Source organism: Streptomyces sp. NPDC050422, from assembly GCF_044458665.1.
Taxonomy (GTDB): Bacteria; Actinomycetota; Actinomycetes; order Streptomycetales; family Streptomycetaceae; genus Streptomyces.
Genome location: NZ_JBITIE010000009.1, coordinates 79,615 through 99,108, shown reverse-complemented (window position 1 = coordinate 99,108; position 19,494 = coordinate 79,615). Strand labels below are relative to the sequence as shown.

General features: G+C 71.4%; 19 protein-coding genes and 2 tRNA genes. 10 read left to right on the top strand and 11 right to left on the bottom strand.

The annotated features are described in order from the left end of the window. Nucleotides 1-57: 57 nt before the first annotated feature. The 6 genes from ACIBJG_RS15680 to ACIBJG_RS15655 all read right to left on the bottom strand — a co-directional run bounded on the left by ACIBJG_RS15680 (nucleotide 58) and on the right by ACIBJG_RS15655 (nucleotide 5,725). Nucleotides 58-1,350: an HD-GYP domain-containing protein gene (locus tag ACIBJG_RS15680; RefSeq protein ID WP_399308040.1), complete on the bottom strand. Its 1,293-nt coding sequence runs from the start codon at nucleotides 1,348-1,350 to the stop codon at nucleotides 58-60. Next, a complete protein-coding gene (locus ACIBJG_RS15675; RefSeq protein ID WP_399308039.1) occupies nucleotides 1,347-2,840 on the bottom strand; it encodes an HD-GYP domain-containing protein in 1,494 nt (497 codons plus the stop codon). The genes ACIBJG_RS15680 and ACIBJG_RS15675 overlap by 4 nt, the downstream gene beginning before the upstream one ends. 109 nt (nucleotides 2,841-2,949) lie before the next feature. After that, the gene (rsrA, locus tag ACIBJG_RS15670; RefSeq protein WP_359076951.1) at nucleotides 2,950-3,270 is read right to left on the bottom strand and encodes a mycothiol system anti-sigma-R factor; all 321 of its coding nucleotides are present in this window, start codon (nucleotides 3,268-3,270) and stop codon (nucleotides 2,950-2,952) included. Further along, on the bottom strand, nucleotides 3,267-3,923 hold the full coding sequence (locus tag ACIBJG_RS15665; RefSeq protein ID WP_018105559.1) for a sigma-70 family RNA polymerase sigma factor: 657 nt from the start codon (nucleotides 3,921-3,923) through the stop codon (nucleotides 3,267-3,269). Before ACIBJG_RS15665 ends, rsrA begins: the two co-directional genes overlap by 4 nt. A gap of 284 nt (nucleotides 3,924-4,207) precedes the next feature. Then, nucleotides 4,208-4,867 (bottom strand): alpha/beta family hydrolase, encoded by a 660-nt coding sequence (locus ACIBJG_RS15660; RefSeq protein ID WP_399308038.1) that lies wholly within the window; start codon nucleotides 4,865-4,867, stop codon nucleotides 4,208-4,210. Nucleotides 4,868-4,909: 42 nt separating this feature from the next. After that, complete coding sequence (locus ACIBJG_RS15655) at nucleotides 4,910-5,725, bottom strand: SOS response-associated peptidase (protein WP_399308037.1); 816 nt, start codon at nucleotides 5,723-5,725, stop codon at nucleotides 4,910-4,912. Between the two features lie 65 nt (nucleotides 5,726-5,790). Between ACIBJG_RS15655 and ACIBJG_RS15650 the strand changes: the two genes are divergently transcribed. The 4 genes from ACIBJG_RS15650 to ACIBJG_RS15635 all read left to right on the top strand — a co-directional run bounded on the left by ACIBJG_RS15650 (nucleotide 5,791) and on the right by ACIBJG_RS15635 (nucleotide 9,399). Further along, on the top strand, nucleotides 5,791-6,504 hold the full coding sequence (locus tag ACIBJG_RS15650; protein ID WP_399308036.1) for a M50 family metallopeptidase: 714 nt from the start codon (nucleotides 5,791-5,793) through the stop codon (nucleotides 6,502-6,504). Nucleotides 6,505-6,616: 112 nt separating this feature from the next. Beyond that, the gene (gene aroA, locus ACIBJG_RS15645; RefSeq protein ID WP_399308035.1) at nucleotides 6,617-7,957 is read left to right on the top strand and encodes a 3-phosphoshikimate 1-carboxyvinyltransferase; all 1,341 of its coding nucleotides are present in this window, start codon (nucleotides 6,617-6,619) and stop codon (nucleotides 7,955-7,957) included. A 3-nt stretch (nucleotides 7,958-7,960) separates the two neighbouring features. Then, nucleotides 7,961-8,977, top strand: a complete 1,017-nt coding sequence (gene rsgA, locus ACIBJG_RS15640; RefSeq protein WP_399308034.1) for a ribosome small subunit-dependent GTPase A — start codon at nucleotides 7,961-7,963, stop codon at nucleotides 8,975-8,977. A 98-nt stretch (nucleotides 8,978-9,075) separates the two neighbouring features. Beyond that, nucleotides 9,076-9,399 (top strand): multidrug efflux SMR transporter, encoded by a 324-nt coding sequence (locus ACIBJG_RS15635; protein WP_123461542.1) that lies wholly within the window; start codon nucleotides 9,076-9,078, stop codon nucleotides 9,397-9,399. A 34-nt stretch (nucleotides 9,400-9,433) separates the two neighbouring features. On the opposite strand, the gene ACIBJG_RS15630 is transcribed toward ACIBJG_RS15635, so the two are convergent. Next, nucleotides 9,434-10,057 (bottom strand): TetR family transcriptional regulator, encoded by a 624-nt coding sequence (locus ACIBJG_RS15630; RefSeq protein ID WP_399308033.1) that lies wholly within the window; start codon nucleotides 10,055-10,057, stop codon nucleotides 9,434-9,436. Nucleotides 10,058-10,179: 122 nt separating this feature from the next. Here ACIBJG_RS15630 and hisN point away from each other — a divergent pair, with 122 nt between their 5' ends. Together hisN and ACIBJG_RS15620 are read left to right on the top strand one after the other, a co-directional pair. Beyond that, nucleotides 10,180-10,980, top strand: a complete 801-nt coding sequence (gene hisN, locus ACIBJG_RS15625) for a histidinol-phosphatase (RefSeq protein WP_399308032.1) — start codon at nucleotides 10,180-10,182, stop codon at nucleotides 10,978-10,980. Nucleotides 10,981-11,177: 197 nt separating this feature from the next. Next, nucleotides 11,178-11,579, top strand: coding sequence for a cyclic nucleotide-binding/CBS domain-containing protein (locus ACIBJG_RS15620; protein WP_399308031.1), 402 nt, complete (start codon nucleotides 11,178-11,180; stop codon nucleotides 11,577-11,579). Nucleotides 11,580-11,617: 38 nt separating this feature from the next. Here the strand turns inward: ACIBJG_RS15620 and ACIBJG_RS15615 are convergent, their stop codons facing one another. Further along, nucleotides 11,618-13,120, bottom strand: coding sequence for a catalase (locus ACIBJG_RS15615; protein ID WP_399308030.1), 1,503 nt, complete (start codon nucleotides 13,118-13,120; stop codon nucleotides 11,618-11,620). 125 nt (nucleotides 13,121-13,245) lie between these two features. Here ACIBJG_RS15615 and ACIBJG_RS15610 point away from each other — a divergent pair, with 125 nt between their 5' ends. The 4 genes from ACIBJG_RS15610 to ACIBJG_RS15595 all read left to right on the top strand — a co-directional run bounded on the left by ACIBJG_RS15610 (nucleotide 13,246) and on the right by ACIBJG_RS15595 (nucleotide 16,747). Then, nucleotides 13,246-13,665: a Fur family transcriptional regulator gene (locus ACIBJG_RS15610; protein WP_399308029.1), complete on the top strand. Its 420-nt coding sequence runs from the start codon at nucleotides 13,246-13,248 to the stop codon at nucleotides 13,663-13,665. Nucleotides 13,666-13,881: 216 nt separating this feature from the next. Next, on the top strand, nucleotides 13,882-14,700 hold the full coding sequence (locus ACIBJG_RS15605; RefSeq protein ID WP_399308028.1) for an ABC transporter ATP-binding protein: 819 nt from the start codon (nucleotides 13,882-13,884) through the stop codon (nucleotides 14,698-14,700). Continuing rightward, nucleotides 14,697-15,566 (top strand): ABC transporter permease, encoded by an 870-nt coding sequence (locus tag ACIBJG_RS15600; RefSeq protein ID WP_399308027.1) that lies wholly within the window; start codon nucleotides 14,697-14,699, stop codon nucleotides 15,564-15,566. The genes ACIBJG_RS15605 and ACIBJG_RS15600 overlap by 4 nt, the downstream gene beginning before the upstream one ends. Before the next feature lie 32 nt (nucleotides 15,567-15,598). Next, nucleotides 15,599-16,747 carry an ABC transporter substrate-binding protein gene (locus ACIBJG_RS15595; RefSeq protein WP_399308026.1) on the top strand — a complete coding sequence of 383 codons (1,149 nt, stop codon included), beginning with the start codon at nucleotides 15,599-15,601 and terminating at the stop codon, nucleotides 16,745-16,747. Between the two features lie 75 nt (nucleotides 16,748-16,822). Here ACIBJG_RS15595 and ACIBJG_RS15590 read toward each other — a convergent pair. From ACIBJG_RS15590 to ACIBJG_RS15580, 3 genes are all read right to left on the bottom strand, one after another. Beyond that, nucleotides 16,823-16,896 (bottom strand) — tRNA-Met (locus tag ACIBJG_RS15590). A gap of 220 nt (nucleotides 16,897-17,116) precedes the next feature. Beyond that, nucleotides 17,117-19,174: a sel1 repeat family protein gene (locus ACIBJG_RS15585; protein WP_399308025.1), complete on the bottom strand. Its 2,058-nt coding sequence runs from the start codon at nucleotides 19,172-19,174 to the stop codon at nucleotides 17,117-17,119. A 229-nt stretch (nucleotides 19,175-19,403) separates the two neighbouring features. Beyond that, nucleotides 19,404-19,477, bottom strand: a tRNA-Met gene (locus ACIBJG_RS15580). Between the last annotated feature and the right edge of the window lie 17 nt (nucleotides 19,478-19,494).

The window sequence follows — 19,494 nt, the reverse complement described above, 5'->3', positions numbered from 1 at the left end:
TACCGCTCTCTTCGCATCCAACCATGCCCGGCCGGACGCCCGCTCATTACCCATGGGTTACCCAGGCGGGACGGGGGTCAGACCGCCCCTGGCCAGAACCCTGGCGAGCGATTCCACGACCTGGGGCTGGTAATCACGGCCGGTCCCGAGCCTGAGCTGTTCCAGTGCGCCGAGCGGCCCGCCGATCCCTTCCCCGCACAGGTCGTCGTATGCGTTGACCGCCCGGATGATCCTGGCGGACAGCGGCTGCTCGCGGAAGGGGTCGGCCTGCTGCTCCACCACGACGGCGACCCCGGTGTCCACCCCGGTCTGGCGGACCACCGCACCGCCCAGCAGGGCGATGCGGCGCTGCTCGGCGGCCGGCAGGCGGGCGGTCGCCCCGTCGGGCACCGGGTCGACCAGCGAGAGCTGGCCGATGTCGTGCATCAGCGCCGCGTACTCCAGGACGGTGAGCTCGGGCCCGGAGAGGCCCATCTCGCGCCCGACGGCCGTGCAGAGCACCGCCACCCGGCGGGCGTGGCCGTGCGGGGTGTAGCCGGCGATCTCGGTGGACCGGGCGAGCGAGGCGATGGTCTGCCGGTAGGTGGTCCGTACGGCGGCGAACCGGCGGAACGACACCTGGGTGAGCAGCAGCGGCACGCACAGGACGGGCAGCGCCCACAGCCCGGCGACGGCGACCCCGAGCGCCATCACGGCACCGGTCGCGCAGACCGCCGACCCGATGCCCGTCAGGGCCCGCAGCTCGTCGCGGAGCAGTGGCCCGTACGGGACGGGGGTGGCGCCCGCCGCACGGAGGCCGCGGGGCAGCGTGCGGGCCCGCAGCAGCAGGGCGCCCAGGACCGCGTCGCACAGGGCGGTGAGGCCGAGCAGCACGAGCAGGAACGCCGCGTAGTACGGGCCCTCGCCGAACAGGCTCTCGGACCGTCCGGAGTTGTAGAGCGGCTGGAAGCAGACGGCCGCGAAGGCGACGATCAGGACGCGGCGGGCCACCTGGTCGGGGCCGGGTCCGCTGCCGCGGGCGACATGGGGCACGCAGGCGACGAGCTGCGCCGCGACGAGCACGGCGATCACCTGGAGCACCCCGTGGCTGGTGGGCTCCCCGCCGCTGCGCCCGAGCAGGGCGTACGCGAGCGCCCCGGCGGCACCGAGCGGCGCAGGCTCCCGCTCCCCCGGCTGGGCACCCCAGCGGGCCAGCTCACCGATGGTGATGAGCACTCCGAAGGCGAGGGCGTGGCCGGGTTCGTGGAGGCCGCCCCAGAGCGTGTGCGCCAGCCCGGCGGCGGCGAGCGCGAGGGCGGCGCCGCGAACGGCCAGGACGACGGGCGGCAGCCGCACCCATCTCGGGCTCACCGGGGCCGGCCCGAATCGAGCCCGTCGAGGGGGTACCTCCCATGCCCTTCAGGCCATGGGGGAGAGGGAGGACGAACCGGATCGCGGACGGCTCCGGCACCCATACCCCGAGCCCCGCCCCCGCCCTCACCCCGCGGCATCGGCATCGGCATCGGCATCGGCATCGGCATCGGCATCGGCATCGGGACCTGCATATCGTCCGCCGTCACGGCCCCCGACCACCCGTGCCGTTCCAGGCCCCGCGCCAGGGCCCGCACCATCTGCGGGTCGAACTGGGTGCCGGCGCAGCGCTTGAGCTCCGCCACGGCGACCGGCACCGGGCGGCCCGGCCGGTAGGAGCGGGTCGAGGTCATCGCGTCGAACGCGTCGGCGACGGCGACGACGCGGGCGAACTCGGGGATCCGCCGGCCGGTCAGCCCGTACGGGTACCCGCTGCCGTCGAGCCGTTCGTGGTGGTGCAGGATCGCGGCCCGGGCCTCACCGAGGAAGCCGATGCCGCGGACGATCTCGTGCCCGTACTCCGGGTGCAGCTCGATCACCCGACGCTCCTCGGGCGTCAGCGGCCCGTCCTTGCGCAGCACCCGCGTCGGCACCCCGAGCTTGCCGACGTCGTGCAGGATCCCGGCGAACCGGAGGACCTCGATGCGCTCCTGCGCCATGCCCAGCTCCTGGGCGATGAGCACGGACGCGTGTCCCACCCGCTCGCTGTGCCCCCGGGTGTAGGTGTCCTTGATGTCGACGGCCTGCACCAGGGCCCTGATCGTGGCGCGGTGCGCGGCGTGCTCGCGGTGGTACTGGGCGAAGACCCAGCAGGAGATGTACATCGGCAGCAGGACGAAGAGCGCGGCCAGCGGCCCGTACGAGCTGTTCCACAGGATGGCCATCATCAGCCCGGCGAGGCCGTGCACCAGGTGCGGCCCCAGCGAGCGCGGCAGCAGCCCGCTCCAGGCGCGTCGCAGGGGCAGGTGTTCGGCCGCGGCGAGGATGGAGCCGTCCAGGGCGGACAGGACGAGGCTGAAGACCAGCGCGGCGGCGCAGGCGGGCAGCAGCGCGTACGGGAGGTCGGGCAGCCGGTCAGGTCCGGGGCCGCCGAGCGCGGCCGGGCCGCCGAGCAGGGTGTGGACGGACGAGGTGGCCCAGACGGTGACGGGCAGCTGGCCCGCACGCCAGATCCGGCGGGCGGTGGCGGGCGGTTTCTCCACCCGGCCGACGAGCGAGCCCGGAATCGCCACCAGCGCGGCGGCCGGGGGCGGCAGCAGGAAGGCCGCCGCGAGCAGCAGGGGAAAGAACGATCCGGCACTGATCGGCACGGAGCTGCCGAAGAAGGGGCAGCGGCCGGGAAGTTCACAGACGAGGTAGAGCCCGGCGAGTAGTCCGAGGGTGGTCCACGGGGTGCCCGCGCCGGGACGCAGCGCGGGCAGAACACACAGGGCGGCGCCGAGCGCGACGGCCAGGATGTACGCCCGCGCCGCGCCACGTGTGGCTCTCACCCGTTCCGCCCGCCCCCAGCATCACCAACGCCAATGGAGGCGCCAGGCTAGCGAGTTGGGCGTCCCGACCGAGGGCCGACGACCGCGATTAGCACGTTCGGGTGATGCGTCATTCGCCGGCGGCGGCCGGCAGCTCGGTGTCGGAAACCGTGACGTCCTGTTCCGGCACTGCCTGCCCGGACCGGATCAGGTCGATCCGGCCCATCACCTTCGAGCGCAGGTCGGACGGCACGTCGTCCTGCCCGCAGCAGCGCTTGACCAGCTTCTTCACGGCCTGCTCCAGACCGTACTTCTCCAGGCAGGGGGAGCACTCGCCGAAGTGCACCTCGAACTTGGTGCAGTCGCTGTCGGGCATCTCCCGGTCGAGGAACTCGTAGAGGTGATCGAGGACCTCAGCGCACTCCGTCTCGTGCGGCTCTCCGCAGCTCATGAGCCCGAGCCTTTCCGATCGTCCGACTCACCGGCGCCGGCCGGGACGAGCCCGCGGTCACGGGCGTAGTCCTCCAGCATGCCGCGCAGTTGACGGCGGCCCCGGTGCAGTCGGGACATCACCGTACCGATGGGAGTCCCCATGATGTCCGCGATCTCCTTGTAGGCAAAGCCCTCTACATCGGCAAGATAAACCGCGATGCGGAACTCTTCGGGGATCGCCTGCAGCGCAGACTTCACATCGGAGTCGGGCAGGTGGTCGAGGGCCTGGGACTCGGCGGAGCGCAGACCGGTCGACATGTGCGACTCGGCACGGGCCAGCTGCCAGTCCTCGATCTCCTCGGCGGCACTGCGCTGGGGTTCGCGCTGCTTCTTGCGGTACGAGTTGATGAAGGTGTTGGTGAGGATGCGGTACATCCACGCCTTGAGGTTGGTGCCCTCACGGAACTGATGGAAGGAGCCGTACGCCTTGGCATACGTCTCCTGGACCAGGTCCTCGGCGTCCGCGGGGTTGCGCGTCATGCGCAGCGCGGCCGAGTACATCTGGTCGAGGAAACCGAGGGCATCGCGCTCGAAACGCGCGTTGCGCTCGGCCGTCGTCTCCTGCGGGCGGCCGTCGTCGGTCCCTGTGTCGGTCCCAGTGACCGGACCCACCTCCTCCAACGCTGTGGCGGAGCCGAAACCGGACCCGCTCGAATCGGAGAATAGTCGACCTTGGTCCGACGCGGGCTGTCGATCCGATCCGCTCAGTGCCCGCTCGGGAGTGGTCTTGGCCGCATGCAGCACCGTCCACTCCAGGTCAGCGGCGTTCGAGCGACGCGGGCAGATGGTCGAACCCATGCGACGGACTTCCTCTCCACATACGACGTTGGTGTACCGACGTCCCGAACAACATCGGCCCCCCGTCCAACATTCCCGGGTCCGGAACCCGTACCGGTTCAGCCGATTTCGGCCAGCCAGCCGGTCACGGACGTGGTGAGGATCTCCATCGCCTGATCCTCGGTCAGCCCGGACCGCTTCGGCACGGCGAAGCCGTGGTCCCCGTGCGGCACCTCGGCCATCCGGTACTCCCCCGGTGGGAATTCGGCCGGCTTGCCGAACGGGTCGTTGCCGCCCTGGACGACGAGCGTGGGGAGGCCGGAGGCCAGGAGTTCGTCCGCGCGGGACTTCTCCGGGCGGCCCGGGGGGTGCAGCGGGAAGCTGAGCGCGAGGACCGCGCGGGCGCCGAGCCCGGCCGCTGTGCGACAGGCCACCCTGGCCCCGGCACTGCGCCCGCCGGCGACGACCGGGAGCCCCGGGGCCGCCAGCGCCGGCCACAGGCCGCGCCAGCCGGTGTCCAGGGTCTTCGGGGCGGGGGCGATCTTCTTCCCGGCGACCCGCCAGGGCTGCTCCACCAGGGCGACGCTCACCCCCTGCGCGGGCAGCGTGGCGGCCAGCGCCCGCAGGTCGCGGGCCTCGATGCCGCCGCCGGCGCCGTGCCCGAGCGCGAGCAGGAGGCGCGGCTTCGCTGCGGGGACCCAGGTGATCCGGGCCGTGCCGGCGTCGGTGTCGACCGTTTCGGTGCGGGGGTCTGTCTCGGTGGCTTTCACGCCCCCCATCCAACCAACCCGTGACGGGGTGTTCGGGGTCCGGCGCGTCCCTCAGAAGAGCGTGCTCACCTCGGGCGCGGCCAGCTCCTCGAGCAGCTCGGGGCCGTTGTTGCGGACGTTGCTGACGGCGGTGGCCACCGGATAGGCCCGCATCAGCCCGCCGGGCGGGGGTGCGAGCAGCCCGCGCAGCTCCTCGACGTCGGTGCGGGAGGGGTCCAGCCAGTCGTCCCAGCGGTCCGGGGTCAGCATCAGCGGCATCCGGGGGTGGATGTCGGCGAGCGCGGCCGGGCCCTCGGCGGGCGCGACGGCGAGCGGACTCGTCTCCGCCTCGGTGGTGATCACCGAGCAGGTCACCCACCAGGCCTGGGGGTGGTCGTCCGGCAGGGTCCGGTCGCGCCAGAACTCGTAAAGACCGGCCATGGCGAAGACCGATCCGTCGGCGGGCGTCACGAAGTACGGCTGCTTGCGGGGCCGCTTCTTGCGGCCCTTCTCCTCCAGCTGCCGTTCCTCGCTGCCGGTCACCCACTCGTAATAGCCGTCGGCCGGCAGGATGCAGCGCCGGGAGGCGAAGGGGCGGCGGAAGGACGGCTTCTCGTGGACCGTCTCGGCGCGGGCGTTGATCATCCGGGCGCCGCCCTCGGGGGTTTTGGCCCAGGAGGGGACGAGCCCCCATTTCAGGGCGCGCAGCTGGCGAACCGGACGCTGGTCGTCGGCGTCCTTCACAGGACGTTCCAGTACGGCGTAGACCTCCTTGGTCGGCGCCACGTTGTAATCGGGTTCCAGCGTCTCGGCCGGTTCCCACTTCTCCACCTGGAAGAGTCCGGTCAGATCCTCGGGCCGCCGACTCGCTGCATACCGTCCGCACATAGGTGCCAGACTGCCACGACCGTCATCCCGACCGGACGTCAATACCGCAAGGAGCCGCCCGTCCCATGGACAGCACCGATCTCGGCAATCTGTGGGAGCGCATCGTCGGCACCCAGCCCGCCCCGGAGCAGTGGCTGGTGGTGGTGACCGCCACGGCCGCGCTCATCGCCGTCGTACCGAACTTCATATGGCGGCTGTCACGCAACGCGATCACCATCGCCCACGAGGGCGGCCACGGCCTGATCGCCCTGTGCACCGGACGGCAGCTCTCGGGCATCCGGCTGCACTCGGACACCAGTGGACTGACGGTGAGCCGGGGCAAGCCGACGGGGATCGGCATGGTCCTGACCGCGGCGGCGGGCTACACCGCTCCGTCGCTGCTGGGTCTGGGCGGTGCCTGGCTGCTGGTGAACGGCCGGATCACTCTGCTGCTCTGGGTGGCCACGGCGCTGCTCGCGGTGATGCTGGTGATGATCCGCAATGTGTACGGGGCGCTGACGGTGATCCTCACCGGTTCGCTCTTCCTGCTGATGTCATGGCTGGCCTCGCCCGCCTGGCAGTCGCTGTTCGCCTACAGCGCGGTCTGGTTCCTGCTGCTGGGCGGCGTGCGCCCGGCGTTCGAGCTGCAGTCCAAGCGGCGGCACGGCGGGGCGCCGGACTCGGACGCGGACCAGCTGGCCCGGCTGACGGACGTACCGGGCGCGCTGTGGCTGTTCCTGTTCCACGCGGTGTCGCTCTGCTCGCTGATCGGCGGCGGGCGCTGGCTGCTGGGTCTGTGAGCGGACCGTGAGCGCGCTTCGAGCGGGCTTCCCCTATCAGCCCCGCGTTACGTCCCTGTTTCGTACCGTTTGGTCAAAATCCGGGTGGGCGGGGAGCCACTAAAGTGAGCCCATGACCGAAAGTTCCGTGCACCCCGCCCTCTGGCCCGCCCCTCACGCGAGCGGAGCCGTCGACGCCACCGTCACGGTGCCCGGATCGAAGTCGGTCACCAACCGCGCGCTGGTGCTGGCCGCGCTCTCCTCGGAGCCCGGCTGGCTGCGCCGCCCGCTGCGCTCCCGCGACACCCTGCTGATGGCCGACGCGCTGCGCGCGATGGGCGTCGGCATCGAGGAGACGGTGTCCTCCAGCTCGTCCGTCGCGGGCGGCCCGGACGGTTCGGGCGAGGCCTGGCGGGTCATCCCGGCCGGCCTGCACGGCCCCGTGACCGTCGACGTGGGCAATGCCGGTACGGTCATGCGCTTCCTGCCCCCGGTGGCGACCCTGGCGAACGGGCCGGTCCGTTTCGACGGCGACCCCCGTTCCTACGAGCGCCCGCTGACCGGCGTGATCGACGCCCTGCGTGTGCTCGGCGCCCGGATCGACGACGACGGCCGCGGCTCGCTGCCGATGACCGTGCACGGCGGCGGGGCGCTGGACGGCGGCCCGGTGGCGATCGACGCCTCCTCGTCCTCCCAGTTCGTCTCGGCACTGCTGCTGTCCGCGCCCCGCTTCAACCAGGGCGTGGAGGTACGTCACACAGGCGCCCGGCTGCCCTCCATGCCGCACATCCGGATGACCGTCGACATGCTGCGGGCCGTCGGCGCCCAGGTGGACGAGCCGGAGACGGGCGGCGAGCGAGACGTCTGGCGGGTCTCCCCCTCGGCCCTGCTCGGCCGTGACCTGACCGTGGAGCCGGACCTCTCCAACGCCCAGCCGTTCCTGGCCGCGGCGCTGGTCACCGGCGGCCGCGTCGCCATTCCGGACTGGCCGCTGCGCACCACGCAGCCCGGTGACGCTCTGCGCGAGATCTTCACCGCGATGGGCGGCAGCTGCGAGCTGACCGAGCACGGGCTCACCTTCACCGGCTCGGGCCGGATCCACGGCATCGACGTCGACCTCGGCGAGGTCGGCGAGCTGACCCCCGGCATCGCGGCCGTCGCGGCCCTGGCCGACTCCCCCTCCACTCTGAGCGGCGTCGCCCACCTGCGGCTGCACGAGACGGACCGGCTGGCCGCGCTCACCAAGGAGATCAACGAGCTGGGCGGCGACGTCACGGAGACCGCCGACGGCCTCCACATCCGGCCCAGGCCGCTGCACGGCGGTACCTTCCATACGTACGACGACCACCGCATGGCCACCGCGGGGTCGATCATCGGCCTTGCCGTCCCCGGAGTGGAGATCGAGAACGTGGCGACGACCGCCAAGACCCTGCCCGACTTCCCGCAGATGTGGACCGGAATGCTCGGGGCCTGAGACATGCGCCGCTACGGCAAGAACCCCGACGAGGACGACATCCGGGTCCGCCCCAACCGCAAGGGCAACCGGCCTCGTACGCATATTCGACCCAAGCACGAGGACGCCGAGGAGGGCATGGTCCTCACCGTGGACCGCGGCCGCCTCACCTGTCTCGTCGAGGGCCGTACGGTCGTCGCGATGAAGGCCCGTGAGCTGGGCCGCAAGGCCGCGGTGGTGGGCGACACCGTCTCCATCGTCGGCGATCTGTCCGGCGAGAAGGACACCCTCGCCCGGATCGTCCGGATCGGTGAGCGCCGGACGGTGCTGCGCCGGACGGCGGACGACGACGACCCGTTCGAGCGGGTGGTGGTGGCCAACGCCGACCAGCTGGCGATCGTCACCGCACTGGCCGATCCGGAACCCCGCCCGCGCATGATCGACCGCTGCCTGGTCGCCGCGTACGACGGTGGGCTCTCCCCCCTCCTGGTGCTGACCAAGTCCGATCTGGCCTCGCCGGACAAACTGCTGGAGGCGTACACCCCGCTGGGGGTCCCGTTCATCGTCACCAGCCGCGAGGAACTGGAGAACGGCGACGCCGCCGACCGGGTCCGCGAGCAGCTGAACGACCGGGTCACCGCCTTCGTCGGGCACTCCGGTGTCGGCAAGACCACCCTGGTCAACGCCCTCGTACCCAAGGACAGGCGGCGCACCACCGGGGTCGTCAACGCGGTCACCGGCCGTGGCCGGCACACCACCACGTCGGCGCTGGCGCTCCCGCTGCCGGACTACCGGGGGTGGGTGATCGACACGCCGGGCGTGCGTTCGTTCGGCCTGCACCACATCGACCCGTCCCGGGTCATCAACGCCTTCCCCGACCTCCAGCCCGGCACCGAGGAGTGCCCTCGCGGCTGCACCCACGACAGCCTGCAACCGGAATGCGCGCTGGACGCCTGGGTGGCCGAGGGGCACGCCGATCCGGCCCGGCTGGACTCCCTGCGCCGGCTGCTGTCCACTCGGGAGCGACGCGAAGGCGACTGATCCGGGCACGTTTGCGATCACTCGCCACCGGTAAGTGCATAATCACGAATCACGCCCAGCGGTACGAGGCGGTCACCTACGCGGGAGGGGCACTGACGATGGCGTGGCTGCTGGTCGTGGTCGCGGGACTTCTGGAGACCGGTTTCGCGGTCTGTCTCAAGCTCTCGCACGGCTTCACCCGGCTCTGGCCGACCATCGCCTTCTGCGTCTTCGCCCTCGGCAGCTTCGGTCTGCTGACCATGTCGCTGAAGAAGCTCGACGTCGGCCCGGCCTACGCCGTGTGGACCGGCATCGGCGCGGCAGGCACCGCGATCTACGGCATGATCTTCCTGGACGACGTGGTCTCCACGCTCAAGCTGGTCTCGATCTCGCTGGTGATCCTCGGCGTGATCGGTCTTCAGCTGTCCGGCTCGTCCCACTGACGGGCGGCCCCTCGCGGCATCTCCCCCGCCGTGCTCAGGCGGCCACGTCCGGCAGCCGGTCCACGACGTCGCGCACCAACTGCGCCCCGTCCCCCGCCACCCCCGCGGGCGGCGGCACCAGCGCGTAGGACAGGGCGAGCCGCAGAGCGAGCTCGCAGATCATGGCCAGGACCGCCGGGTCGTGCGGCGGGCGCCCCTCGTCCAGTGCGGCCACCGCCCGGTCCCTGACCTGGCCGAGGAGTTCGGCGGGGGTCGGCGGTCCGGCATCGGCCAGGCGCTGGGCCGGCACGGCGGAGACGGAGCGCCGCACCGGGGCGACGGGCCGGGGTAACCACCCCTCACCCCAGCAACCCGTGAGCAACCCTCTGACGAGGGCGCTCGCCCGGGTGGCGCGGACCGTCCAGGCGGCGGTGGCGGCCAGCCGGTCGCCCGTACCGCCCGCGGATCCCAGTGCCCGCTCGACACCGGCCAGATACTCGTCGGCGGCGCGCCGGAGCAGGGCCCTGGCCAGTCCGTCCTTGCTGCCGAACTCGTTGTGGAGTGTCTGGCGGGACACCCCGGCGGCCGCGGCGACATCGACCATCCGCACGGCGGGCCAGGGCCGGGCGGCCAACGCCGCGTGGGCGGCGTCCAGCAGTGCTTCCCGCGCTGTCGGCATCGTCGCCTCCCGCACCGAGGGCTCTGCGTTTCAGAGTTGAGGCGCTCCCCCGCACTGTCAAGGCTTCACACAGCCTCCGGGGCCCTGTGGCTCCGTTCACCCGCGGTGGATACTGTGACGGCATGCCCGATTACCACGATGATCTGCGCCTCGCCCACGTGCTGGCTGACGCCGCCGACGCGACGACGATGGACCGGTTCAAGGCTCTGGACCTCAAGGTCGAGACCAAGCCGGACATGACGCCGGTGAGCGAGGCCGACAAGTCCGCAGAGGAGCTGATCCGCGGCCACCTCCATCGGGCAAGGCCGCGCGACGCGATCCTGGGCGAGGAGTACGGGATCGAGGGGACGGGGCCGCGCCGCTGGGTGATCGACCCGATCGACGGGACCAAGAACTACGTGCGCGGCGTGCCGGTCTGGGCGACGCTGATCTCGCTGATGGAGGCCGGCGAGGACGGCTTCCAGCCGGTGGTCGGTGTGGTGTCCGCGCCCGCGCTGCAGCGGCGCTGGTGGGCGGCGAAGGGCGCGGGCGCGTTCTCCGGCCGCAGCCTGACCTCCGCGACCCGGCTCAGCGTCTCGAAGGTGGAGCGCATCGCGGACGCCTCGTTCGCGTACTCCTCGCTGACCGGCTGGGAGGAGCAAGGCAGGCTGGACGGCTTCATGGACCTGACCCGGGCCTGCTGGCGCACCCGTGGGTACGGGGACTTCTGGCCGTACATGATGGTCGCCGAGGGTTCGGTGGACATCTGCGCCGAGCCGGAGCTCTCGCTCTGGGACATGGCCGCGAACGCGATCATCGTCCAGGAGGCGGGCGGCCGGTTCACCAGCCTGGACGGGGTCAGCGGGCCGGGCGGCGGGAATGCCGCGGCGTCGAACGGAACGCTCCACCACGAACTGCTGGGCTACCTGAACCAGCGCTACTGACCGCGTCGCACCGGGCTTCACGGCCCTGAGCAGGCGTACGAGACCGCCGAGGGGCGTGCGATGTCACCGCACGCCCCTCGAACGATCTTCGCTCCCCCTTGTTGCCGTCCCTCATCGGTGCAACTCTGAGAGTCCCCCCACTTGTGAACTTGTGAATCGACTCACAGAGTCGCTTCACGAAGGAGGTGGCTCCCTTCATGCTCGTCCGCGACGCCATGAGCACGATGGTCCTCACCATCGGCCCGACCCACACCCTCCGCCAGGCCGCCCGGCTGATGTCGGCGCGCCGGATCGGAGCAGCCGTCGTCCACGACCCGGACACCTGCGGGCTCGGCATCATCACCGAGCGCGACATCCTCAACGCGGTCGGATCGGGGCAGGACCCCGACGTGGAGACCGCCTCCACCCACACGACGACCGACGTGGTCTTCGCCGCACCCACCTGGACCCTGGAGGAGGCCGCCGAGGCCATGACGCACGGGGGCTTCCGGCATCTGATCGTGCTGGACGACGACGGGCCGGTCGGCATCGTCTCGGTGCGCGACATCATCCGCTGCTGGACACCGGCCAGGCGCCATCCGGTCGAGCTGGTCGGCTGAGGCCGGACGCGCAACCGGCCTGATCCAAACGAGAGGCCCTACGCGCGCAGGGCCTGCACGGCGGCGTCCAGGCGCTTGCCGAAGTCACCGTCGGCCTGACGGAAGTTGTTGATCGCGCGCTCGGCGATGTCGTCGCGCGAGACCTTCGCGATGAACCCGGCCAGGTTGTCGATCAGCCGGCTCTTCTCGTCCTCGGAGTAGAGCCGGTAGAGGTTCCCGGCCTGCACGAAGTCGTTGTCCTCGGCGTGGGTCGGCGCCTCGTGCGTACCGGTGCCGCCCGTGACCTGGGTGGCCTCCCACAGCGGGCGGTCGGTCTGGACCGGCCCGCCGAAGCTGTTCGGCTCGTAGTTCTTCGCACCCTTGTGGCGGCCGTCGTACAGGTACCCGTCACGGCTGTTGGTGCGCGCCTCGGTGGCGTGCGGGCGGTTGACCGGCAGGTGGTCTGCGTTGATGCCGACGCGGTAGCGGTGCGCGTCGCCGTACGCGAAGAGACGGCCCTGGAGCATCTTGTCCGGGGACGGACCGATGCCGGGCACGAAGTGCGCCGGGCTGAAGATCGACTGCTCGGTCTCGGCGAACACGTTCTCCGGGTTGCGGTTGAGCTCCAGCTTGCCGATCTCGATCGGCGGGTAGTCCGCGTGCGGCCACACCTTGGTGAGGTCGAACGGGTTGAAGCGGTACGTCGCCGCCTCGGCCGCCGGCATGATCTGGACCTGCACGGTCCAGGACGGGAATTCGCCGCGCTCGATGGACTCGCGCAGATCGCGCTGGTGGCTGTCCGGGTCCTCACCGGCGAGCTTGTTCGCCTCGTCCTGGGTGAGGTTCTTGATGCCCTGGTCGGTCTTGAAGTGGTACTTGACCCAGAAGACCTCGCCGGCCTCGTTGCTCCACTGGTACGTGTGCGAGCCGTACCCGTTCATGTGGCGCAGCGTGGCCGGGATTCCCCGGTCACCGAAGAGCCAGGTCACCTGGTGGGTGGACTCGGGCGACAGACCCCAGAAGTCCCAGACGTTGTCCGCCTCCTGCGAGCCGGTGTACGGGTCGCGCTTCTGGGTGTGGATGAAGTCGGGGAACTTGATGGCGTCCTTGATGAAGAACACCGGGGTGTTGTTGCCGACGAGGTCGTAGTTGCCGTCCTCGGTGTAGAACTTCAGCGCGAAGCCGCGCGGGTCACGCACCGCGTCGGCGGAGCCGAGGTTGCCCGCGACCGTGGAGAAGCGCAGGAAGGTCTCGGTCTGCTTGCCGACCTCGGAGAGGAACTTCGCCCGGGTCCACTGCGAGACGTCACGGGTCAGCGTGAACGTGCCGTACGCACCGGCGCCGCGGGCGTGGACGATGCGCTCCGGAATGCGCTCACGGTTGAAGTGCGCGAGCTTCTCCAGCAGCGACTGGTCCTGCACCAGGACGGGACCGCCGACGCCCGCGGTCTGACTGTTCTGGTTGTCGGCAACCGGTGCGCCGGCCTCCGTAGTGAGCGGTCCCTGTGTCACGTGCGCCTCCTGCGTCGTTCCTGCGTATACGCCACGTTGTCGTGCCGTCATGGCGAGCACAGCCTGTCCCTGGCCTATCTCGCAGTCGATCCTACAATGGACTAAGTCCAAGTCAAGGTGGCATCCAAAGCCACACCTGTTCAGAACCTGGCCCTCACCACTGTTAGGCTTGCGCCATGAGTGACCTGCTGGAACGACTCCGTGGACGCGGCTGGCGCATGACCGCACAGCGGCGCGTCGTGGCCGAGGTCCTCGACGGGCAGCACGTACACCTGACGGCCGACGAGGTCCACGCGCGGGCCGTCGCCAAGCTGCCCGAGATCTCCCGCGCCACCGTCTACAACACGCTGGGCGAGATGGTGACCCTCGGCGAGGTCATCGAGGTCTCCACCGACCGCCGGGCCAAGCGCTACGACCCGAACGCACACCACCCGCACCATCACCTGGTCTGCGCGAAGTGCGGCGCCATCCGCGACGTGCACCCGGCAGGCGATCCGCTCGCGGACCTTCCGGCCGGCGAGCGCTTCGGCTTCATGGTCTCCGGCGTCGAGATGACGTACCGCGGCATCTGCCCGAACTGCGCCACGGCCGCCTGACCTCCGCAACTCCCCCTCCGCCCCCACCGGACATTCCGGCGGGGGCGTTGTCGGCACGCCCCGGTATCGCCGCTCCAGCACCCGGCGCGCGCCACGCCGCCGCCTCCTCATCCCCGCGTAACCCCTTCCCGAATCTGACGGGCCGTCATATCGTCATCGGCGATCACAGCCGTCCCCGCGACGGCTGTGCACCTCGATGTGTACGAGGAGAGACCCGTGGGAGACCCGCACCCGAACCCACTCCAGGCAACCGCGCCACCGATCACCGCACCCAAACTCCGAGCCCACGCCCTGTCCCGTTCCTTCGGACGCGGCACCCGGGCCCTGGCCGCTCTCGGCCCGGTCGATCTCGACATCCCACCGGGTGAGTTCACCTGCATCGTCGGACCGTCCGGCTGCGGAAAGTCCACCCTGCTGAGGATCGCGGCCGGACTCCTGCGCCCCAGCGCCGGTGAGCTGTCCATCCGTACGACATCACCCCGCCCGGCCGCGATGATCTTCCAGGACTACGGGATCCACGACTGGAAGACCGTCCTCGCCAACGTCCGCTTCGGCCTGGACATCCAGCGCGTGCCCCGCCGGCAGGCCGATGCCAGGGCGCGCGACTGGCTGGCCCGGCTGGGGCTCGCCGACTTCGCCGGCGCCTATCCCGCCGAGCTCTCCGGCGGGATGCGCCAGCGGGTGGCCATCGCCCGCGCCCTCGCCGTCGAGCCCGAGATCCTGCTGATGGACGAGCCGTTCGCCGCGCTCGACGCCCAGTTGCGCACGATCATGCAGGACGAACTGCTGGACCTCACCCAGACCACCCGCACCACCACCCTGTTCATCACCCACAGTCTGGAAGAGGCGATCGTGCTCGGGGACCGGGTCCTCGTGATGTCTGCAAGACCGGGCCGGATCATCGCCGAACACCGCCCGCCGTTCGCCCGCCCGCGCACCGGCGACATCCGCTCGACACCCGAGTTCACCGCGCTGAAGAGCGAGTTGTGGGACCTGCTGCGCGGCGAGGTCGGCGGAGAGGCGGCCCCGGTATGAGCACAGCCGTGAAGTCCACGAGCGTCGAGGAACAGGTCCTCGTCCGCAGGCCCGGGCCGCAGGAACTCCACCCCGTACGCACCCACCGCAGGCGCCGCACCCTGGAGGTCGCGCTCGCCGTCGCCGTACCGCTGCTCCTGGTCCTGCTCTGGCAGCTGGCCGCCGCCAGGTCCTGGATCGACGCCCGCGTCTACCCCGCGCCCTCCACCATCCTCGCGGACGGCTGGGACCGCGCGGCCGACGGCGCTCTGTGGCCGGACGTGTGGGCCACGCTCAAGCGGGTCCTCGGCGGCTATGCGATCGGCACGGTCGCCGGCTACGCCCTCGGCCTGCTGATGGGGTCGCTCGCGCTCGTACGGGCCGCACTGGAACCACTGCTCGACGCCCTCTACGTCGTACCGAAACTGGCGCTGCTGCCGGTCTTCCTCAATATGTTCGGCCTCGGCGAAGGACCGCAGATCGCCCTGGTCGCCGCCACCGTCTTCTTCTTCGTCTGGATCTCGACGATGGCGGCCGTGCTCGCCGTTCCGACGGGTCACCGGGACGCCGGGCAGGTGTTCGGTGCCTCGCCCTGGCAGATGTTCCGGCACATCCTGCTGCCCGCCTCGCTCCCCGCCGTCCTGGTCGGTGCTCGGATCGCGGCGGGGGTGGCGGTGCTGGTCATCGTCGCCTCGGAGCAGATCGCCGCGGCCGACGGGCTGGGGCACCTGATCTTCGACTCCCGCGCCCTGTTCCAGAACGACGTGATGTTCGTCGGCATCGTCTGCGTGGCGGTGCTCGGCGTCGTCTTCTCCGAAGTGGTGCGGATCGCGGGCCGGCTGCTCACCCCGTGGGCACCGCGCGACCGCGGCCGCAGTCAGTCGTGAACGGCTCCACCCGCTCCCCGTACGGAGGCACTGTGCGTACACGTACCCCCTTCACCTGCACCGTTGTGCTCGTGGCGGCGTCCCTGCTCGGCGCGGCAGGCTGCGCCGGGAACGACGCGTCGGACGGCGCCGACGCCGCTGACGCCGCACCGCGCACCGTCAAGCCGGTCGCCGGCTGCGGCGCCGGCGGCTGGACCGACCCCTCGGACCTCGCACCCGACCGCAAGCCCGCCCGCTGCGACAAGGGCGCACCGGCCCCCCAGCCGCTCGCCAAGAAGCGGAAGATCACCGTCGCCACCGGCACCCTGAGCGCGGAGTACGTCGCTCCGCTCCAGGTCGCGGTCGCCAAGGGCGAGTTCGAGAAGGAGGGTCTTGACGTCTCCCTGAAGGTGCTGCCCACCCCGGACGCCCTGCCCCTGCTCGCCAAGGGCGACGTGGACGCGCAGTGGGCGGCGCCCGAGGCCGCGGTGATGAACGGCATCAACGGCGGCTTCGCCATCAAGTGGGTGGCGGGCAACTTCTCCCCCGACCCGACGTCGAAGAGTGGCCTCTGGGTACGGCTCAAGGACGGAGAGAGCGCCGATCACGTGGACATGGCGGGGCGGAAGCTCGGCACGATGATCGGGAAGGGATCGGTGATCGCGTATCCGATGGACACGTCACTGAAGAAGCACGGCGGCGGGCTCGACAAGATCAGTTTCCAGCAGCTCGGCTCCGCGGACGTGCTCACCGCCCTGCAGAACGGTGGCGTGGACTCCGCCTGGCTGCTCGACCCGATCTGGCGGAAGGTGGACGGCGACAAGAAGTACGCCTTCCTGGGCGGCCAGCCCGTCGGCGAGCCGCTGGGCGGGCTCCTCTTCGGACCGACGCTGCTGAACAAGGACCCGGACGCGGGCGTCGCCTTCCTCCGGGCCTACATCCGGACGGTGAACACCTACTTCGCCGACGACTACAAGGCCGACCCCGCCTTCGTCGCCGAACTGGCCGAGCTGATGAAGACCGACGAGGCCACCCTGCGGTCGACACCGTCGATGCGGATGGACTGGGAGATCCGGAAGGGAACCACGGACCGGCTGCAGAAGGCGTACGCCGCCTCCGGCGTCTCGACGGGCTCGCCGGTGCCGGAGGACAAGGCGGTGGACCGTGCGATGTACGGCGAGGCCGTGGGCCACAAGCCCTGAGCCCTGAGCCGACAGATGCGTCCAGGCATGCACAGAGGGCCGGATCCTCGAAAGGATCCGGCCCTCTGTCTTCAGTAGCGGGGACAGGATTTGAACCTGCGACCTCTGGGTTATGAGCCCAGCGAGCTACCGAGCTGCTCCACCCCGCGTCGTTGTGATTGCAACTCTACGTCACGCCCTGGACCAGCGCAAATCCCTTTCCGCGGGCCCTCGGGGCAGGCCCGGAGACCTCACCCAGGGGCCGTCGGAGCGGACCCCTGAGACCTCGTCCAGGGGCCGTCGGGGAGGAGCCGGAGGCGCGACCAGGGCCGTCGGAGCGGACCCCGAGACCTCGTCCAAGGGCCGCCGGAGCGGACCCGGAGGCCTCCGCTACGCGGTCAGTTCCTGGTGCAGGGCCTCGCTCAGCCGCCCCGCACGCTCCGAGACCTCCGCGGGCCCCAGCTCGACGGCCCGCGCACACCACCGCTGCCCCTCGGTGAGCTCCCCGCGGCGCGCGGCCAACAGCGCCAGGCGCAGCGCGGCCCGCCCGTGTCCGTCACCGGCGGCGCGGCTCCACCACAGCGCGGCCTCGCGCTCGCTGCCCTCGCGGGCGAGCAGCAGTCCGAGGTTGAAGGCGCCGTTGCGGCTGCCCGCCTCGGCCGCCGCCCGGTACCAGCCGCCGGCGCTCTCCACGTCCCCCCGGGCCGCGGCGAGCATGCCGACGCGGACCTGGGCGCGGCGGTGCCCCTGCTCCGCGGCGCGCTCGTACCACTCCTCGCACTCGGTCTTGTCCGGCATGGCCTCGCCGAGCGCGGGAGGTCCGGGCGGCGGCTGCCGCGCGTCCAGCAGCCCCGCCAGCCGGAAAGCGGCCTCCGCACTGCCGCCGCCCGCCGCGCAGCGCAGGTGGCGCTCCGCCTCGCGCTCCTGGCCGTGGTGCAGCAGCGCCATCCCGACCTGGAGCGCGGCCTCGGTGTGGCCTGCCGCCGCGGCGCGCTCGTACCAGAGCAGGGCCGTACGGTCCTCGTCCCGCCCGGCGTGCAGGATGCCGAGGTTGAAGGCGGCGTCGACGCTTCCGGCCTCGGCCGCCTTGGAGAACCAGGGCTCCGCGCCGGTCGCGTCGCCCGCCTGGAGGAGGAGTACGGCCAGTGCGTTGGCGGCCTCGCGGTGGCCCGCGTAGGCGGCGCGCCGGTACCACTGCTCGGCCTGCGGCGTGCGGTCCTGGGCGGCGCAGAGCAGCCCGAGGTTGTACGCGCCGTTGACGTCGCCCGCGTCCATCGCCGCGCGGTACCAGCGCTCGGCGGTCTGCTGCTCGCCCCGGGCCGCGTGCAGCGCGCCGAGGGCGTTGGCGGCGTTGCCGTCGCCCTCCTGGGCTGCCCGCAGCCACCACACGGCGGCACTCTCCTGGTCGCCCGCGTCGCGCAGGAGGAAGCCGAGCGCGCAGGCAGCCCGAGCCTCACCGGCTTTCGCGGAGATGAGGTACCAGCGGCCGGCCTCCTTGAGCTCGCCGCGCTGTTCCAGGATGGCGCCGAGGTGCAGAGCGGCACGCCGGTGTCCGCGGGCGGCGGACTGCCGGTACCACTGCTCGGCCTCACCCATACGTCCCGCGTCCGGGCCCGCGACCGGGCTGTCGCCCCTGCGCACGACGGGCCCACGCCCTCCGGCGTCCGCCTCCGACTCGGGTCCGGTACGGGGGCCCAGGCCGGGGCGGCCGAACGCATCGTGCGCGTCGTCCGTCGCATGGCGCTCCAGCATGCGCGCCAGCCGGTACGCCGCCTCGCGGTGCCCCTGCTCGGCCGCGGCGCGCAGCCAGCGCTCGGCGCCCACATCGCTGCGGTGTTCCAGCAGGTCGGCCAGGGCGTACGCCCCCAGCGCGTGGCCCTGCTCGGCGGACTGGCGCAGCCAGTACTCGGCCCCGGGCTCGTCACCGCGCTCGCGGTAGTGGCGTCCCAGGGCGTGCGCGGCCGCGGCGGAACCGGCGACGGCGGCGATCCGCCACCAGTCGGCCGCCTCGTCCGCGTAGCCACGCTGGTGCAGGAGGACGCCCAGGTTGTTGGCCGCCGCGCGGTCGCCGTCGGCGGTGGCCGCGCGCAGGTAGCGTTCGGCGCCGCTCAGGTCGCCCCGGCGCAGCAGCAGCGCGCCCAGGACGCTCATCGACACGGTGTCCCCGGCGTCGGCGGCCCGGCGGTGGCGCGCCTCGCTCTCGGCGTTGTCCGCGCTCGCTGCGGTCTCCGCGCTCTCGGCGTTCTCCACACCGTCGGCGGTCTCCACGGTCTCTGCACTCTCGACGGTCGCGGCACACTCCGCAGTCTCGGCGGTCTCGATGTGGTCGTTGTACTGCGCGACGGCAGCAGCAAATGCCACATCCGCCACTTTTTCCGCCGGATGGACGCGCTGCTGCGCAAACCGCCCTGTCTCCAACAGAGTTGCCCTGTCCCCCATAAATACCATCGTCGCACCACCCGCAACCCGCGCACACCTGCTATTGCGCGGCCATCGAGGTCACTACAGCGTTTTGTCGACATGCCCACAGAGAGACAAGTCAAACACGCTCGTGCCCAACTCGTGCCCTACGAACCGCACTTCACGCAGACTGCACACAAAAGACACCACGACCAAAAGACACCATGACATGACGAAGGCCCGGATCCCCTGGAGGATCCGGGCCTTCGTCTTTCAGTAGCGGGGACAGGATTTGAACCTGCGACCTCTGGGTTATGAGCCCAGCGAGCTACCGAGCTGCTCCACCCCGCGTCGTTGTGTTCAAACCG

Bases quoted from the DNA above. Each gene is read 5' to 3' on its own strand.
- ACIBJG_RS15655 (WP_399308037.1), bottom strand. From the start codon at position 5,725: ATGTGCGGACGGTATGCAGCGAGTCGGCGGCCCGAGGATCTGACCGGA.
- ACIBJG_RS15600 (WP_399308027.1), top strand. From the start codon at position 14,697: ATGAGCACAGCCGTGAAGTCCACGAGCGTCGAGGAACAGGTCCTCGTC.
- ACIBJG_RS15660 (WP_399308038.1), bottom strand. From the start codon at position 4,867: ATGGGGGGCGTGAAAGCCACCGAGACAGACCCCCGCACCGAAACGGTC.
- ACIBJG_RS15635 (WP_123461542.1), top strand. From the start codon at position 9,076: ATGGCGTGGCTGCTGGTCGTGGTCGCGGGACTTCTGGAGACCGGTTTC.
- ACIBJG_RS15630 (WP_399308033.1), bottom strand. From the start codon at position 10,057: ATGCCGACAGCGCGGGAAGCACTGCTGGACGCCGCCCACGCGGCGTTG.
- hisN (WP_399308032.1), top strand. From the start codon at position 10,180: ATGCCCGATTACCACGATGATCTGCGCCTCGCCCACGTGCTGGCTGAC.
- ACIBJG_RS15620 (WP_399308031.1), top strand. From the start codon at position 11,178: ATGCTCGTCCGCGACGCCATGAGCACGATGGTCCTCACCATCGGCCCG.
- ACIBJG_RS15610 (WP_399308029.1), top strand. From the start codon at position 13,246: ATGAGTGACCTGCTGGAACGACTCCGTGGACGCGGCTGGCGCATGACC.
- aroA (WP_399308035.1), top strand. From the start codon at position 6,617: ATGACCGAAAGTTCCGTGCACCCCGCCCTCTGGCCCGCCCCTCACGCG.
- ACIBJG_RS15650 (WP_399308036.1), top strand. From the start codon at position 5,791: ATGGACAGCACCGATCTCGGCAATCTGTGGGAGCGCATCGTCGGCACC.
- rsgA (WP_399308034.1), top strand. From the start codon at position 7,961: ATGCGCCGCTACGGCAAGAACCCCGACGAGGACGACATCCGGGTCCGC.
- rsrA (WP_359076951.1), bottom strand. From the start codon at position 3,270: ATGAGCTGCGGAGAGCCGCACGAGACGGAGTGCGCTGAGGTCCTCGAT.
- ACIBJG_RS15615 (WP_399308030.1), bottom strand. From the start codon at position 13,120: ATGACGGCACGACAACGTGGCGTATACGCAGGAACGACGCAGGAGGCG.
- ACIBJG_RS15585 (WP_399308025.1), bottom strand. From the start codon at position 19,174: ATGGTATTTATGGGGGACAGGGCAACTCTGTTGGAGACAGGGCGGTTT.